At 73.8% G+C, this 14,117-nt stretch carries 14 protein-coding genes; 10 read left to right on the forward strand and 4 right to left on the reverse strand.

The genetic code is table 11. The features are described from left to right. Positions 1–175: 175 nt before the first annotated feature. The 3 genes from IEY75_RS18640 to IEY75_RS18650 are packed head-to-tail and all read left to right on the forward strand — an operon-like array spanning position 176 to position 2,977. Positions 176–1,147, forward strand: a complete 972-nt coding sequence (locus tag IEY75_RS18640; protein WP_229789889.1) for a PhoH family protein — start codon at positions 176–178, stop codon at positions 1,145–1,147. A 22-nt stretch (positions 1,148–1,169) separates the two neighbouring features. Beyond that, complete coding sequence (ybeY, locus tag IEY75_RS18645; protein ID WP_189115673.1) at positions 1,170–1,634, forward strand: rRNA maturation RNase YbeY; 465 nt, start codon at positions 1,170–1,172, stop codon at positions 1,632–1,634. Further along, the gene (locus IEY75_RS18650; protein ID WP_189115674.1) at positions 1,631–2,977 is read left to right on the forward strand and encodes a hemolysin family protein; all 1,347 of its coding nucleotides are present in this window, start codon (positions 1,631–1,633) and stop codon (positions 2,975–2,977) included. The genes ybeY and IEY75_RS18650 overlap by 4 nt, the downstream gene beginning before the upstream one ends. 14 nt (positions 2,978–2,991) lie before the next feature. Here the strand turns inward: IEY75_RS18650 and IEY75_RS18655 are convergent, their stop codons facing one another. Together IEY75_RS18655 and IEY75_RS18660 are read right to left on the reverse strand one after the other, a co-directional pair. Further along, on the reverse strand, positions 2,992–4,149 hold the full coding sequence (locus tag IEY75_RS18655) for a pentapeptide repeat-containing protein (RefSeq protein ID WP_189115675.1): 1,158 nt from the start codon (positions 4,147–4,149) through the stop codon (positions 2,992–2,994). Between the two features lie 2 nt (positions 4,150–4,151). After that, positions 4,152–4,580, reverse strand: a complete 429-nt coding sequence (locus IEY75_RS18660) for a hypothetical protein (RefSeq protein ID WP_189115676.1) — start codon at positions 4,578–4,580, stop codon at positions 4,152–4,154. A gap of 194 nt (positions 4,581–4,774) precedes the next feature. Here IEY75_RS18660 and era point away from each other — a divergent pair, with 194 nt between their 5' ends. From era to IEY75_RS18675, 3 genes are read left to right on the forward strand one after another with little or no spacing between them, the layout of a single operon-like run. Beyond that, a complete protein-coding gene (era, locus tag IEY75_RS18665; RefSeq protein WP_189115677.1) occupies positions 4,775–5,743 on the forward strand; it encodes a GTPase Era in 969 nt (322 codons plus the stop codon). A gap of 4 nt (positions 5,744–5,747) precedes the next feature. Further along, positions 5,748–6,527, forward strand: a complete 780-nt coding sequence (gene recO / locus IEY75_RS18670) for a DNA repair protein RecO (protein ID WP_189115678.1) — start codon at positions 5,748–5,750, stop codon at positions 6,525–6,527. Next, positions 6,524–7,324 (forward strand): isoprenyl transferase, encoded by an 801-nt coding sequence (locus IEY75_RS18675; RefSeq protein ID WP_189115679.1) that lies wholly within the window; start codon positions 6,524–6,526, stop codon positions 7,322–7,324. Before recO ends, IEY75_RS18675 begins: the two co-directional genes overlap by 4 nt. Before the next feature lie 66 nt (positions 7,325–7,390). On the opposite strand, the gene IEY75_RS18680 is transcribed toward IEY75_RS18675, so the two are convergent. Then, positions 7,391–8,029: a DUF4360 domain-containing protein gene (locus tag IEY75_RS18680; RefSeq protein ID WP_189115680.1), complete on the reverse strand. Its 639-nt coding sequence runs from the start codon at positions 8,027–8,029 to the stop codon at positions 7,391–7,393. A 655-nt stretch (positions 8,030–8,684) separates the two neighbouring features. On the opposite strand from IEY75_RS18680, the gene IEY75_RS18685 reads away from it, so the two are divergent. From IEY75_RS18685 to IEY75_RS18695, 3 genes are all read left to right on the forward strand, one after another. Next, a complete protein-coding gene (locus tag IEY75_RS18685) occupies positions 8,685–9,626 on the forward strand; it encodes a permease (protein ID WP_189115693.1) in 942 nt (313 codons plus the stop codon). A gap of 20 nt (positions 9,627–9,646) precedes the next feature. Next, the gene (locus tag IEY75_RS18690; protein WP_189115681.1) at positions 9,647–10,405 is read left to right on the forward strand and encodes a TIGR03943 family putative permease subunit; all 759 of its coding nucleotides are present in this window, start codon (positions 9,647–9,649) and stop codon (positions 10,403–10,405) included. Positions 10,406–10,600: 195 nt separating this feature from the next. Further along, on the forward strand, positions 10,601–12,520 hold the full coding sequence (locus IEY75_RS18695) for an acyl-CoA dehydrogenase family protein (RefSeq protein WP_189115694.1): 1,920 nt from the start codon (positions 10,601–10,603) through the stop codon (positions 12,518–12,520). A 637-nt stretch (positions 12,521–13,157) separates the two neighbouring features. On the opposite strand, the gene IEY75_RS18700 is transcribed toward IEY75_RS18695, so the two are convergent. Then, positions 13,158–13,586, reverse strand: a complete 429-nt coding sequence (locus IEY75_RS18700) for a hypothetical protein (RefSeq protein ID WP_189115682.1) — start codon at positions 13,584–13,586, stop codon at positions 13,158–13,160. A gap of 272 nt (positions 13,587–13,858) precedes the next feature. Between IEY75_RS18700 and IEY75_RS18705 the strand changes: the two genes are divergently transcribed. Further along, a complete protein-coding gene (locus IEY75_RS18705; protein ID WP_189115683.1) occupies positions 13,859–14,014 on the forward strand; it encodes a hypothetical protein in 156 nt (51 codons plus the stop codon). Positions 14,015–14,117 lie beyond the last annotated feature (103 nt).

Genomic DNA, 14,117 nt, shown 5'->3' on the forward strand with positions numbered 1-14,117 from the left:
GGGCGCGGCGGCCCGTTCGGGGGCCGGATACGATGACCGGACTATGAGTGGCGACACAGACGGCGGCGCCCGCGGCGGCGGCCGGAACAAGCCCGGCACCCGCGCCGCGGGGCGCGGCGACCCGCCGGCCGCCGCGCGGGTCACGACGACGATCACCGTCCCCGACCCGCACGTGATGGTCGGCCTGCTGGGCACCGGGGACGCGCACCTGCGCCTGGTGGAGCAGGCGGTCTCCAGCGACATCCACGTCCGCGGCAACAAGATCACCATCACCGGCGCGCCGGCCGACAACGCCCTGGCCGAGCAGGTGTTCTCCGAGCTGCTGGAGCTGCTCACCCGGGGTGAGACGCTGACCGCCGACGCGGTGCGCCGCACCGTCGACATGCTCGCCGACGGCGCCCCCGAGCGCCCGGCCGAGGTGCTGACCCTCAACATCCTGTCCCGGCGCGGGCGGACCATCCGGCCCAAGACGCTGGGCCAGAAGCAGTACGTCGACGCCATCGACCGGCACACCGTGATCTTCGGGATCGGGCCGGCCGGTACCGGCAAGACGTACCTGGCGATGGCCAAGGCGGTCCAGGCGCTCCAGGCCAAGCAGGTCAGTCGGATCATCCTGACCCGGCCGGCGGTCGAGGCCGGCGAGCGGCTCGGCTTCCTGCCCGGGACGCTGTACGAGAAGATCGACCCGTACCTGCGGCCGCTCTACGACGCCCTGCACGACATGATCGACCCCGAGTCGATCCCCCGGCTGATGGCCGCCGGCACCATCGAGGTCGCGCCGCTGGCCTACATGCGGGGGCGTACCCTCAACGACGCGTTCATCATCCTGGACGAGGCGCAGAACACCACGCCGGAGCAGATGCGGATGTTCCTGACCCGGCTGGGCTTCGGCTCGCGGATCGTCGTCACCGGCGACATCACCCAGGTTGACCTGCCCGGTGGCACGCGCAGCGGGCTGCGCGTCGTCCAGGAGATCCTGGACGACGTCGAGGACGTGCACTTCTCCCGGCTGACCAGCGGGGACGTGGTCCGCCACCGGCTGGTCAGCGACATCGTCGACGCGTACGCCCGCTGGGACGCCGCGCAGGACGAGCCGCCCGCACCGCCGCAGCCGCGCGCCGCCCACCGCGGCCAGCGGCGGCGGTGACCTCAGGAGGAAGACCCGCACCGTGTCCATCGAGATCGCCAACGAGTCCGGCGTCGCCGTCGACACCGAGTCCATCCTCGCCGTCGCCCGGCACACGCTGGAGCAGATGGGCGTCAACCCGCTCGCGGAGCTGTCGGTCCTGCTCGTCGACGTCGGGTACATGGCCGAGCTGAACCACCGCTGGATGGGCGGCGACGGCCCGACCGACGTGCTCGCGTTCCCGATGGACGAGGGCAACGTCGACCACGGCCCCGGCGAGCCGACGCCCGGCGAGCCGGCCCTGCTGGGCGACATCGTGCTGAGCCCGGAGGTCGCCGCGAACCAGGCGGCCACCGCGGGGCACGCCCCGATCGACGAGCTGCACCTGCTGACGGTGCACGGCTGCCTGCACCTGCTCGGGTACGACCACGCCGAGCCGGAGGAGGAGAAGGAGATGTTCGACCTCCAGTCCCGCCTGCTGGCGAGCTGGCGGAGCGCGGCGCGTTGACCGGCTGGTCAGCGGTCCCCCTACCCGTCGAGCTGCCGGACGCGCAACTGCCGGACGCGCAGCTCCTGCTTTCGGCCGCCGGCCTGGTGGTGCTGGCGGGCGTGTTCGCGATGTCCGAGGCGGCGCTGGGCGCGGTCTCGGAGGCGCGCGCCGCCGAGCTGGTCCGCCACGGCGCCCGCGGCGCGCGGGCGCTGCGCGCCGTCGCGGCGGACCGGGCCCGCCACCTCAACCTGCTGCTCCTGCTGCGGCTGCTGTGCGAGCTGACGGCCACGACCCTGGTCGCCCTGGTCGCGGTGGACTCGTTCGGGGCCGGCTGGCAGGCGGCGCTGGTCACGGCCGGCGCGATGACGGTGGTCAGCTTCGTGGTCGTCGGCGTCGGGCCGCGCACCATCGGCCGCCAGCACGCGTACGCGGTGGGGCAGGGGATCGCCCCCGTCGTCCGCTGGCTGGGCCGGGTGCTCAACCCGCTGGCGTCCCTGCTGATCGTGATCGGCAATGCGGTCACCCCGGGCAAGGGGTTCCGCGAGGGGCCGTTCGCCAGCCAGGTCGAGCTGCGCGAGCTGGTCGACCTGGCCGAGGAGCGCGGGGTGGTGGAGCACGGCGAGCGCCAGATGATCCACTCGGTGTTCGCCCTCGGCGACACGATCGCCCGCGAGGTCATGGTGCCGCGCACCGAGATGGTGTGGATCGAGTCGGACAAGTCGCTGGAGCAGGCGCTCACGCTGTTCCTGCGCTCGGGCTTCTCCCGGATCCCGGTCGTCGGCGAGGGCGTGGACGACGTCCTGGGCCTGCTGTACCTCAAGGACGTGATCCGGCGGACCAACAACGGCGCCGCCGACGGCGCGACGGTCGGCGACCTGATGCGCGAGGCGTCGTTCACCCCGGAGTCCAAGCCGGTCGACGACCTGCTCTCGGAGATGCAGGCCGCCCGCACCCACCAGGTGGTGGTGATCGACGAGTACGGCGGCACGGCCGGGCTGATCACCATTGAGGACATCCTGGAGGAGATCGTCGGCGAGATCACCGACGAGTACGACGTCGAGCGCCCGCCGGTCGAGCGTCTGGCCGACGGCGCGGTCCGGGTGACCGCGCGGCTGCCGATCGAGGACCTGGGCGAGCTGTTCGACGTGGAGCTGCCCGCCGAGGAGGTCGAGACCGTCGGCGGCCTGCTTGCCCAGCAGCTCGGCCGGGTGCCCATCCCGGGCGCCACGACGGACGTGGCCGGCCTGCGGCTGGTCGCCGAGGGCACGGCCGGCCGGCGCAACCGCATCGACACGGTCCTGGCCCGCCGGATCGCCGACGGCGACCCGGCCCTGTCCGCGCCGGTCCCGGCCCCCTCCTGAGGCGGGCCGGAGCCTCAGACGGCGACGCGGTCGCGCGACGGGCCGGGCGGGCGGACCCGGAACACGCCCGGTTCGACCTCGTCGGAGGAGTGGTGCACGAGGTCGTGCAGGTACGCCGGCCAGCGGGTCTCGCGGGTCCAGCGCGCGTTGGCGATCAGCGGGAGCGTCAGGCAGCGCGCGCCGGTCAGCACGGCGCCGTGGAGCCTCGCCTCGTGCAGGACCGCCTCGGACATCGGCGCCTCGCTGAGGTCGGCGTCGTCCAGCCGCGCCCCGCGCAGGTTCGCCCGCAGCAGCCGCGCCCGGTGCAGGGTCGCGCCCTCCAGGCCCGCCCCGCGCAGGTCGGCCTGTTGCAGGTCAGCGCCCGTGAGGTCGGCCCGGTACAGGTTGGCGGCGATGAGCAGGGACTGCGGCAGGCTCGCGCCGGTCAGCGACGCGCCCGCCAGGCAGGCGCTGCCCAGGTGCGCGTGCGCCAGGTCCGCATGGTCGAGGGCGGCCTCGGTCAGGACGGCGCTGCCCAGGTTGGCGGCGCGCAGTTCGGCGTGGTCCAGGGCGGCGCCGGTGAGGTTCGCCCGGCGCAGGTCGGCGTCGTCCAGCCGGGCGCGGGACAGGACCGCGTTGCGGAGGGTGGCCTGCCGCAGGTCCGCCCGGCGCAGGTCGGCGTCGTCCAGCCGGGCGGCCCGCAGCGCGGCGTGCGCCAGCCGCGCGCCGCCGAGGTCGGCGCCCCGCAGGTCGGCGCGCGGCAGCAGCGCGCCGGACAGGTCCGCCTGGCGCAGCCGGGCGCGGGCGAGGTCGGCGCCGGACAGGTTGGCCCCGGGCAGCCGCGCCAGGGTCAGGTCGGCCCCGCTGAGGTCCGCGGCGGCGAGCTGGGCGCCGTGCAGGTGCGCCCGGGGCAGCCGGACGCCCGGCAGCGCCACCCCGCGCAGGTCCTTCCCCGACAGTCGTGCCCGGACGCCCAGCCGGGCCAGCCGCAGGCGCCAGCGGACGGCGTGCCGGCGTTGCCGCGCGTCCGGGGTGGGCGCCGCGGTGCGGGCGGGCCGGGGGTCGTCACCGCGCAGCGCGATGCCCGCCAGCACCTCCCCCCAGAAGCCCGGCAGCACCGGGGCCGCCCCGGCCGGCGGGTCGTCACCGCGCAGGGCGTGGCGCACCTGGTCGAGGAACGAGTCGTCGCGCATCCCTAACCCCCGGTCCGTTCGGTCTGTGGGGGGTGGACGGGGTCGGCCGGGGCATCGCGGTGCGGGTCGGGGATGACCGTCGCGGTGTCGGTCGCGGGCCGGCGGCGGGGGAGCGGCCGGCGGGTCGTCGCGGCGGCCCCGGGGGGCAGGTCGGCGACGGTACCGAGGCGGGCGAGCCGCTGGAGGATCTGCTGGGCGCTCACGCCGATCGCCAGCGCGATCGGGACCGGGTTCAACGTGGCCAGCAGCGCGGCCAGGCCGGCGCCCACCAGCGCCTGGAGGAGGACGGCGACGAGGTACCCGCGCGGGGTGACGAGCTCCCGGTCCTGCCACGGCCAGTGGCCGGTGCGGCGGTAGCGCGTGCTCGCCTCGACGGCGGGTACGGCCACCCCGCCGAAGAATCCACAGAGGGCGAGGAGAGCGACCGACACAACGGGCACCCTACGCCAACCACTGCTTTAATGCACAAATAGGAAGTTTGCGCTACCCCCTCCACGCTGCCGCCGGGCCGCGCCGGGCCCCCGCGCACCCCTCAGGAGCGGCGGGCGCAGGCGCCGTAAGCTGGTCGCCACGACGACAGCGTGCGGCGCGGCCGCGAGGCGGCGCCGCGGAGACGGACGGCACAGTGGGGTCAGGCGAGGCGGCGCGGTCAGGGGCCGCGGCGGCACCGGACGGGCAGCAGGGCGCGGGCGGACGGGGGCGGCGCGCGACGACATCGACCTACCAGGCCGGGTTCGCCTGCTTCGTCGGGCGGCCCAACGCCGGCAAGTCGACCCTGACCAACGCGATCGTCGGCCAGAAGATCGCGATCACCTCGAACAAGCCGCAGACCACCCGGCACATCATCCGGGGCGTCCTGCACCGGCCGGACGGCCAGCTCGTCCTCGTCGACACCCCCGGCCTGCACCGCCCCCGCACCCTGCTCGGCGAGCGCCTCAACGACCTGGTCCGGGCGACCTGGAGCGAGGTGGACGTGATCGGCCTGTGCATCCCGGCCGACGAGCCCGTGGGCCGGGGCGACCGGTTCATCACCGGCGAGCTGGCCGCCCTGAAGGCGACCGTGCTGGCCGTGGTCACCAAGACCGACCTCGTGGGCAAGGAGGCGCTGGCCAAGCAGCTCCTGGCGGTCAGCGAACTGGCCGACTTCGCCGCCGTCGTACCGGTCAGCGCGATCGCCGACCACCAGGTCGACACGCTGGTCGACGTCATGGCCGGGTACCTGCCGGACTCCCCGCAGCTCTACCCCGACGACATGTTCACCGACGAGCCCGAGCACGTCCTCATCGGCGAGCTGATCCGCGAGGCGGCCCTGGAGGGCGTCCGCGACGAGTTGCCGCACTCCATCGCCGTCGTGGTGGAGGAGATCCAGCCCGAGGCCCGGATCACCAGGATCTTCGCCGACCTGTACGTCGAGCGCACCAGCCAGAAGGGCATCGTGATCGGCCACCGGGGCGCCCGCCTCAAGGAGGTCGGCTCGACGGCCCGCGCCCACATCGAGGAGCTGCTCGGCACCCGGGTCCACCTCGACCTGCACGTGCGGGTCGCCAAGGACTGGCAGCGCGATCCGAAGCAACTGCGCAAGCTCGGGTTCTGACCTGGTGCCCGGCTTCCGGCGCCAGCTCTACCGCGACGAGGCGGTGGTCCTGCGGGTGCAGAAGCTCGGCGAGTCCGACCGGATCATCACGCTGCTCGCCCGGCGGCACGGCAAGGTCCGGGCGGTCGCCCGCGGGGTCCGGCGCACGATGTCGCGGTTCGGGGCGCGGCTGGAGCCGTTCGGCCACGTCGACGTCCAGGTGGCGGGCGACCCGGGTACGCCCGGCCTGCACACGGTCAGCCAGGTCGAGGGCATCGCCCTGTACGGGCGGTCGCTGGTCGACGACTACCCGCTGTACACCGCCGCGTCCGCCGTCGCCGAGACCGCCGAGCGGCTCACGCCGGTCGAGCAGGAGCCCGCCGGCCCGCTGTTCGCCCTGACCCTGGGGGCGCTGCGGGCGCTGGCGACCCGGGCCCACGACAGCTCGCTGGTCCTGGACGCCTACCTGCTGCGCGCGATGGGGTACGCCGGCTGGGCGCCCGCGCTGGCCGAGTGCGCGCTGTGCGGCGAGCGCGGCCCGCACCGGGCGTTCGCGGTGTCCGCCGGCGGCAGCGTCTGCCCCGACTGCCGGCCGCCCGGCTCCACCCACCCCGACCCGGCGACGGTCGCGCTGATGGCCGCCCTGGCCGGCGGCGACTGGGCGGTCGCCGACGCCGCGGCGCCCCCGCCGCGGCGCGAGTGCAGCGGGCTGGTGGCCGCGCTGCTGCAGTGGCACCTCGAACGCGCCCTGCGCTCCCTGCCGCTGGTCGACCGCGGCACCCCCACGACTGGAGGACGTCCATGAGCCGCCGCACCGCCCCCGCCGCCCGGCCGGCCCCGCACCGCTCCGGCGCCCGCCCGCCGGAGCTGCCGGCGGGGAGCGTGCCGCGGCACGTGGCGATCGTGATGGACGGCAACGGCCGGTGGGCCAAGGAGCGCGGCCTGCCCCGGACCGAGGGGCACCGCCGGGGCGAGGACGCGCTGTTCGACGCCGTCGAGGGCGCGATCGAGCTGGGCATCCCGTACCTGTCGGCGTACGCGTTCTCGACCGAGAACTGGAAGCGCTCGCCGGAGGAGGTGCGGTTCCTCATGGGGTTCAACCGCGACGTCATCCGGCGCCGCCGCGACCAGCTCGTGGACCTCGGCGTGCGGGTGCTCTGGTCCGGGCGCCGCGGTCGACTGTGGAAGAGCGTGATCAACGAGCTGGAGACCGCCGAGCGGATGTCGGCGGACAACCGCACCCTGACGCTCCAGTTCTGCGTGAACTACGGCGGCCAGGCCGAGGTGGTGGACGCCGCCGCCGCGCTGGCCCGGGACGTGGCCGCCGGCCGGGTGGACCCCGGGAAGATCACCGAGAAGGTGTTCGCGCGGTACCTGTACCACCCGGAGGTGCCGGCGGTGGACATGTTCCTGCGCCCGTCGGGGGAGCAGCGCACGTCGAACTTTCTGATGTGGCAGTCGGCGTACGCCGAGCTGGTCTACCTGGACACCCTGTGGCCGGACTTCGACCGCCGGCACCTGTGGTACGCCTGCCAGCTCTACGCCCGGCGGGACCGCCGGTTCGGCGGCGCGATCCCGAACCCGGTCGCCCCGCCGACCTGAGCGCCGACCGCCGGCCTGCGGCCCGGCCCCCCGCGGGGAGCGCCGGGCCGCGGGCTGGTCGTCACCTCAGCAGCGCCGCCACTCCAGGTTGGCGACGGTGGCGTCCAGGGTCATCTCGCTCAGCGACTGGCGGTCGGCCTTGCTGGCGTCGACCTGGATGCGGGCGTTGACGTTCAGCGCGCGGGTCTTGCCGCACTCGGACCAGTTCGGCGACCCGACCCCGTCCAGGTAGCTGTAGGTGTCGGTGAGCGGGCCGGTCAGCGCGGACTGGAACTCGCCGGTCTCGGTCATGCCGGCGAAGTAGTACGTCCCGATGCTCTTGGCCGTGGTCCGCTCGGCGAGGTCGGCGTAGCCCATGCCCCCCACCCTGGTCACCGCGAAGGTCCAGCCGGCGGGGTAGCTGAGCTTGAGGTTGACCTGGCAGTTCCTGTTGGCCCGGGGCACCCAGGGCCGTGTCCCGTTGTCCTGGGGAACCTGGCCCGCCTGGGTGTAGAGGGCCGGGTACTCGATGGTCAGCCGCCTGCTCCTGTTCTCCAGGTGGACCAGCGGGCGGGCGTCGGCACCGCAGCCGGTGCCGTTGGCGACCACCTCGGAGACGACCACCTCCGGCGGGTCCTCCGCTGCGGCGGCGTGGGCGGGTACCGCCAGGGCCGCCGACGCCAGCGCCGTCGCGGCGCCGAGAGCGGCGATCTGGATCGGGTTCATGGGTTCCTCCTCGCGTGGGCCGTGTCGCCACGACCGCGTGGGTGGTTACGGGACCGGGTGCGGGCGCGTGGATGGACGGCCGCCCGCGAGCGGACAGTCGCGCGCGGGCGGCTCACATATCTGACATCCCCGGTGAAACGGCCTCGGTCCACTGTTCCAGTCCACAGTGGGGGGTCGCATCGGCTGTCCGGTGGAGTTACCGGCGTCGATCGACCCGGGTGGGTGGCCTGTCCGGCTGCTGTCCGCTTCGCCGGGTGCCGTGCCCGGTGCAGCGGCGACCGTCGATCGCGGGCGGCGGCGCGCAGTTGCCGATTGTCGGTTATGCGCGTTAGTCAGGCGGGTGCCCGGGTGGGTGCCCGCGGCCGCCTCCGGCCGGCCGGACACCGTCGGCGTCGCGCCGGCAGGGGGTAGGCGGCGGCGCGTCGGGCCGGATAGCCTGAGCTGCCCCGCACCGCGCGCTATTCCATTGTCCGTCGTCAATCCATAGGATCTCGCCGTGACCTCCCAGACCCGAACCGCCGGCGGAGCCGACCCGGAACAGCCGGCTGCGTCCCCCGACCCGCCCGCCGGAGACGACCACGCCGGAAACGACCACGCCGGGCACGACCACACGGGACACGACCACGCCGGTGCCGCGCGCCGCCGGTGGGGCGGGATCGGCTCGGTCGAGATCCTCGCCGCCATCCTGATCCTCCTGGTGATCTTCAAGAACCAGGTCTCGGCGCTGCTGTCGGTCCAGTCGCTGGCCACCTGGACGACCGTCTTCGTCTCGGTGATGGTGCAGGCCATGCCGTTCCTGGTCTTCGGTGTCGCGCTCTCCGCGGTCATCGCGGTCTACGTGCCGCGCGCGTTCTGGGCCAGGGCGCTGCCCAGGCACCCCGCCCTCGCCGTACCGGTGGCCAGCGTCGCCGGGGTGATCCTGCCCGGCTGCGAGTGCGGGTCGGTCCCGATCGGCGCGTCGCTGATCCGGCGCGGCGTCACCCCGGCGGCGGCGCTGGCGTTCCTGCTGGCCGCCCCGGCGATCAACCCGATCGTCCTGACCGCCACGGTGGTCGCGTTCCCCAACAACCCGGAGATGGCCGTCGGCCGTGGCATCGCCGGCCTGGTCGTCGCAATGATCATGGGCTGGCTGTGGACCCGGCTGGGCCGGCAGGAGTGGATCCGGCTGCCCTACCGGCCGGACCTGGAGGGGGTCAGCAAGGCCCGCGCGTTCTGGACGGCGGTCCGGCACGACATCGTGCACGCGGGCGGCTTCCTCGTCATCGGGGCGATGGCCGCGGCGACCATCAACGTCGTGATCCCCGAGCGGTGGCTGCTCACCCTCGCCGACAACCCGGTGCTGTCGGTGATCGCGCTCGCCGTCCTCGCGGTGCTGCTGTCCATGTGCTCCGAGGCCGACGCGTTCGTCGCGGCGTCGCTGTCGCAGTTCTCGCTCACCTCGCGGCTGGTGTTCCTCACCGTCGGCCCGATGGTGGACCTCAAACTGATCTCCATGCAGTCGGGGGTGTTCGGCCGGCGCTTCGCCGCCCGGTTCGCCCCGACCACCTTCGTCGTGGCCGTCCTGGTCGCGGTCGCCGTCGCGGCGTTCGCGTTCTAGGCCGGCGGAGAGGACACCCGATGAACCGGCGGGCACAAGCGGTCACCATGCTGCTGCTGGGCGGCGCGCTGCTGCGCGCGACGTTCGCGGACCTGCACCTGCGCTACGTCAAGGAGGCGCTGGGGCCGTTCCTGATCGCGGCGGGCGCCGTCCTGGTCGCCGCGGGGGCGATGACGCTCTGGTACGACCTGTTCGGCAGCAAGGCCGATGCGGCGGCCGACCTGCCCGAGTGCGCCGACGACGGCCACAGCGGCGAGGACGGCCACGGCCAGCGGGTCCACAAGGAGCCCCGGGTCGGCTGGATGCTGCTGCTGCCCGTCCTCGGCCTGCTGCTGGTCTCACCACCGGCGCTGGGCGCGTACGCCGCGGGGCAGGCCGGCAGTGCGCTGTCCACCCAGCAGCAGTCGGACTTCCCGGCGCTGCCGCCGGGCGACCCGATCGCCCTGAACGTCTCCGACTACGCCGCCCGGGCCGTCTTCGACAAGGGCGTCTCGCTCCAGGGCCGGACCGTCGAGCTGACCGGCTTCCTGGCCGCGAACCCCGAGGGCGGGCAGTACCTGGCCCGGATGGTGCTGTCCTGCTGCGCCGCCGACGGCCGGCCCATCAAGGTCGGGCTCGCGGGCGACGCACCCACCGGCCAGGCCGACGACCGGTGGGTGAAGATCACCGGCGTGTACAACGACAGGATCGGCGCTGACCCGGTGAACAAGTCCCAGATCCCCTACCTCCAGGTGACCGCCTGGGCGCCGACGGAGCAGCCCCGCAACCCGTACGAGTAGTGGGCGAGCCCCACACGGCGGGTGTGCATGGGTGTACTGACAGTGAGGTGAGCGGTAGCCTGGAAGTCAGCACATGCCGGCGACACCCGCACCGCGACGCGGCCGGGGCGCGCGCCGGGCGTCGATCCCGGGCGCCCCGGCGGGCTTGCCAGGCCGCGCGCGGGACCCTTGCGAGAGGGGCCAGCCGTGACGACGATGCGCGACCGACCTAATTCCGCGCCGCCCCCGGCCGACCCCGCCGGGGTGTCCGCCGCCGAGGCGCGCCGCGTCGCCGAAGCGGCCCGGGAGACCACCTGGACGCGCCAGAGCTTCGGCCGGGACCTGTTCCTGGGCCGGCTGCGCCTGGGGCTGGTCGACCCGCTGCCCGTCCGCGCCCCCACCCCGGGGGCCGAGGAGTTCCTGCGCGACCTGGAGGCGTTCGCCCGCACGGAACTCGACGGCCCCCGGATCGAGCGCGAGGCCCGGATCCCCGACGAGGTGCTCACCCGCCTCGCCGCGCTGGGCGCCTTCGGGATGAAGGTCGACCGGGCGTACGGCGGGCTCGGGCTCTCGCTGGGCGAGTACGCCCGCGCGCTGATGCTCGTCGGCTCGGTCAGCCCCGCCGTCGGCGCGCTGCTGTCGGCGCACCAGTCCATCGGGGTACCGCAGCCGCTGAAGCTGTTCGGCACCGAGGAGCAGCGGCGGGCCTACCTGCCGCGGCTGGCCGCGGGCGAGATCTCCGCCTTCCTGCTCACCGAGCCGGACGTCGGCTCCGACCCGGCGCGCCTGGCGACCACCGCGACACCCACCGCGGACGGCACCGCCTACGTCCTGGACGGCGTCAAGCTGTGGGCCACCAACGGCACCATCGCGGACCTGCTCGTCGTCGTGGCCCGGGTGCCGCGCGGCCCGGGCCACCCGGGCGGGATCACCGCGTTCGTGGTGGAGGCCGACAGCCCGGGGATCCGCGTGGTGCGGCGCAACCAGTTCATGGGACTGCGCGGGCTGGAGAACAGCGTCACCCGCTTCGCCGGGGTGCGGGTGCCGGCCGCGAACGTCATCGGCGGCGAGGGCGCCGGCCTGCGGATCGCCCTGACCACCCTCAACACCGGCCGGCTGTCGCTGCCGGCGCTGTGCGTCGGGGCCGGCAAGTGGGCCCTGTCGGTGGCCCGGCGCTGGTCGGCCGCCCGCGTCCAGTGGGGCCGGCCGGTCGGCGCGCACGACGCCGTCGCCGGCAGGATCGCGTTCATCGCGGGCGCCACGTACGGGATGGAGGCGATGCTCGACCTGTGCTGCCGGCTGGCCGACGCCGACCGGGCGGACGTGCGGGTCGAGGCCGCGTTGATCAAACTGGTCTCCAGCGAGCTGGCCTGGCAGATCGCCGACGCCCTGATGCAGATCCGCGGCGGCCGCGGCTACGAGACCGCGGCGTCGCTGGCCGCCCGCGGCGAACCGCCGATCGCCGTGGAGCAGCTCCTGCGCGACCTGCGGATCAACCGCGTGTTCGAGGGGTCGACCGAGATCATGCACCTGATGATCGCCCGCGAGGCGGTCGACGCGCACCTGTCGGTGGCCGGCGACCTCATCGACCCCGCGGCCGCGCCCGGCCGCAAGGCGCGCGCGGGCGTACGGGCCGGCGGCTTCTACAGCCGGTGGCTGCCGACGCTGCTGGTCGGCGCCGGATCCACGCCGCTGGCCTACGGTGCGTACGGGCCGCTGGCGGTACACCTGCGCTGGGCGGAGCGGGCCTCGCGCCGGCTGGCCCGGGAGACGTTCACCGCGATGGGCCGCTGGCAGGGCGGGCTGGAGCGGCGCCAGCGGTTCCTCGGCCGGGTCGTGGACATCGGCGCCGAACTGTTCGGCATCGCGGCGGTCTGCGTCCGGGCCCGGGAGCGCCACGGCGCCGACCCGACCGAGGCGGAGCTGGCCGACCTGTACTGCCGGCAGGCGCGGGCCCGCGCGCGGGCGGTGTTCGCCACCCTGTGGCGCAACACCGACGCCGTCGACGCGGCCGCGGCCGCGGCGGTGCTGGCCGGCCGCTACACCGGCCTGGAGGACGGCGTGGTGCACGCCCCGGGCGGCACCTGGGTCGCCCGGGGGCCGGACGACGGCGACGCCCGCCGCCGCGTCCGGTGAGCGGCGGGCCGCGCCGCGGCTACCAGCCGGCCGGCATCGTGCCGCCGAGGCCCTGGATGGCGCCCTTGATCTCGTTCTTGAAGTAGCTGACCTGCGTGTAGTGCCCCGGTGCGTTGCGGCGGGCGCAGCCGTCGCCCCAGCTCGTCAGGCGGGTCGGCGGGGTGCACTGTCGAGAGAGGCTGGCTCGATGCCCGTCTCACCGTCAGTTCCGGGGGTGCCCGGTCCCGCCCCGTCGGGCGGCGCAGGCTCTGCCCAGACTTCTCGCTTTCGTCTTCCCGACGCTCGCCGCCCGGACCTCGATAAACCGGCCGGCTCCGCCTGCCAGGTGGTCTGTTCACAGCGGACGGATACCCCAGCTCCCCCCGCATCGACACCGGCACTCTCCCAAGACTGGTAGACATGGTGAACGACTTGCGTGTGGCGACGGTTATGGCGGCGTCGGCACTGCTACTTGGTGTCACGGCTGGCCCGGTCGGGATCGACCAGCCCGGCTCACGCCGCCCGGCAAGGTAGTTATCCACCCGGCGACCGGGGCGGTGGCGGGTCAGACTGTGGTGATCGACCCGGCGACCGGCCGGGTGCAGTCTTCCTGACGGTCTGGTGCCCCAGCTTGACAGCCGGGGGACCTTCGTCCTGGTCAGCGGATCGTCACCGACTTGCCAGTCACCCTGGCACCCCCGGGACAGAAGGCTTCGGTGTTGGGGCTCAGGTACGGCGCGCACACGTCGTTGTCCCAGCAGAACCGAGCGGTGTAGCGGCCGGTGTTGTAGCCGCTACGCGCGGGCCAGGAGCCCGTGTCGGTGCCAGATGTGCCGCAAAAGCCCTGGTTGGCGTACGGCACCCTCCCGCAGTAGAAGCAGGCGTCTGTGCAGATGTTCCTGTTCGAGATCCGCTCAGCCTGGGCCTCGACGTTAATCACGGAGCCGGTGGTCGGGTCCACCATGACGACCTTGGAACTGTCGCTGTTCAGCAGGTCGATATCGATGGGGTCCGATGCCTGGGCCGGCGCAGCGGAAGTCGTCAGCGTGGCTACGCAGGCAGCCAGCAGGGCAGCACGTAGGAGCATGAGGGGTCCTTCCTCGTGGAGGTCGGTGGGGCGGGACACCGGCGAGAGATACCGGCGTCCCGCCGCCCGGTGGGCCACGCTTCACTCGTGGCTGGCAGCGATCGAGGCAGTACCAGCACGAGGGCTAGCTGGCGTGACCAGCGATGACTTTGCCGCCTTACGTGCCGGCAGCTCCACATTGTTGCTTGATGTTTCGCCTTGACCCTCGGCGTGCCGACCCCGAGGATGACCAGGCCGAAACTCTTCGCAATCTCGGAGCTAGAGGAGATGTTGTGGAGATTGAGTTCATCGGAAAGGACCCGGGATCTCAGGTCAACGGGTCGCCGACGCTGTACCGCACAGACCGTGACAGCTTCCTTGTGCAGGGCTGGACAGTGTGCGACGCTGCCGCGCTGGCGAAGATGGGGGTCTGCTGCACCAACTGGTGACAGTTCTAGTCAGGCGGCCTGACTGGCCGGTGGAGTCATGATGGTCTCGTACTCGATAGGGGTCAACCGGGCCAGCGACCGTTGTCGTCGGCGCCGGTGGTAG

This window comes from Pilimelia terevasa, from assembly GCF_014647915.1.
GTDB lineage: Bacteria > Actinomycetota > Actinomycetes > Mycobacteriales > Micromonosporaceae > Pilimelia > Pilimelia terevasa.

Bases quoted from the DNA above. Each gene is read 5' to 3' on its own strand.
- IEY75_RS18680 (WP_189115680.1), bottom strand. From the start codon at position 8,029: ATGAACCCGATCCAGATCGCCGCTCTCGGCGCCGCGACGGCGCTGGCG.
- IEY75_RS18700 (WP_189115682.1), bottom strand. From the start codon at position 13,586: ATGCTCCTACGTGCTGCCCTGCTGGCTGCCTGCGTAGCCACGCTGACG.
- IEY75_RS18675 (WP_189115679.1), top strand. From the start codon at position 6,524: ATGAGCCGCCGCACCGCCCCCGCCGCCCGGCCGGCCCCGCACCGCTCC.
- IEY75_RS18695 (WP_189115694.1), top strand. From the start codon at position 10,601: ATGCGCGACCGACCTAATTCCGCGCCGCCCCCGGCCGACCCCGCCGGG.
- IEY75_RS18640 (WP_229789889.1), top strand. From the start codon at position 176: ATGGTCGGCCTGCTGGGCACCGGGGACGCGCACCTGCGCCTGGTGGAG.
- IEY75_RS18690 (WP_189115681.1), top strand. From the start codon at position 9,647: ATGAACCGGCGGGCACAAGCGGTCACCATGCTGCTGCTGGGCGGCGCG.
- IEY75_RS18655 (WP_189115675.1), bottom strand. From the start codon at position 4,149: ATGCGCGACGACTCGTTCCTCGACCAGGTGCGCCACGCCCTGCGCGGT.